The organism is Capnocytophaga sp., from assembly GCF_030532915.1.
Taxonomy (GTDB): Bacteria; Bacteroidota; Bacteroidia; order Flavobacteriales; family Flavobacteriaceae; genus Capnocytophaga.
The window spans coordinates 146,056-147,017 of the sequence record NZ_JAUNKD010000001.1 but is presented as its reverse complement, the minus strand read 5'-3'; the positions used below and the strand labels follow the sequence as shown (position 1 = coordinate 147,017).

General features: G+C 40.7%; 1 protein-coding gene. It reads left to right on the top strand.

Going from position 1 to position 962, the window contains the following annotated elements; translation table 11 throughout:
* Window positions 1–153 precede the first annotated feature (153 nt).
* Complete coding sequence (locus tag Q4D72_RS00655) at window positions 154–714, top strand: hypothetical protein (RefSeq protein ID WP_303075474.1); 561 nt, start codon at window positions 154–156, stop codon at window positions 712–714.
* The last annotated feature ends 248 nt before the right edge of the window (window positions 715–962 follow it).

Sequence of the window (962 nt, the reverse complement as noted above, 5' to 3'; positions counted from 1 at the left end):
GCACAGCACATAAAGTAACTTATATACTTTTATATATTATATAGGTAAAAAAATCCGTTTGGAAGAAAATTTCTTCCAAACGGATTTTTTGCATTCATAATTCATTGAAAAATTGTTATTTGTTCATTAAAAAATTAACAAAAATAGAATACTATGGCAGAGTCAAAAAACAACATCGTCACACACGGGCTAAGCGGAAAAGTAGGCAATATGCTCGTATTCAGTCAGCGAAACGGAAAAACGATTGTATCGCAAAAGCCGACTAAGAAAACCATCACTTCCGAAAAGGTAAAGGAGCAAATGGCAAAATTCCAGCAGGCAACCATCTATGCCAAATCGGCATTGCAAAACCCTTCCGTCAAGGAAGCCTACCAAGCACAAGCTGACAAAAAACAGGGCGTAACAGCCTACAACGTAGCGGTTGCCGATATGTTGCAAGCTCCGAAAATTGAGCAAATCGACCTCTCGGGCTATACCGGTCAGGTGGGCGACACCATCAAAGTGCGGGCGTATGACGATTTTAAGGTCGTCTCCGTTACGGTGCATATTTATAATTCCGATGGCTCATTGGTAGAAGAAGGCAACGCCGTAGATAACGGTTTGGACTGGGTCTATACCGTTACGCAAACCAATCCCGACCTCTCGGGCGACAAAATCATCGTGCGTGCCACCGATATGCCCGCCAATACCACCGAGGCAACCAAAAATTTATAAGAAACGGTTTGAGTGAGGTTTGAAGTAGTTTGAGTGAAGTTTGAATAAGATTTGAAACAACCTCAAATCCTCAATCCCTTACTTTCTCAACTCCTCACCCCCTCAAACTTTCCTCCTCCCGAGCTTGGGTACACCTTGGGTAGACCTTGGGTGGATAAAAAACAGAAGAATGAACAAATAACAATTAATAATTAATAATGAGCAGTGAACAATGATTGTTAATTGAAAAATTGTTATTTGTTAATTGA

What these genes read in the sequence shown, in the direction of transcription:
- Q4D72_RS00655 (WP_303075474.1), top strand. Translation starts at nt 154, where the DNA reads ATGGCAGAGTCAAAAAACAACATCGTCACACACGGGCTAAGCGGAAAA.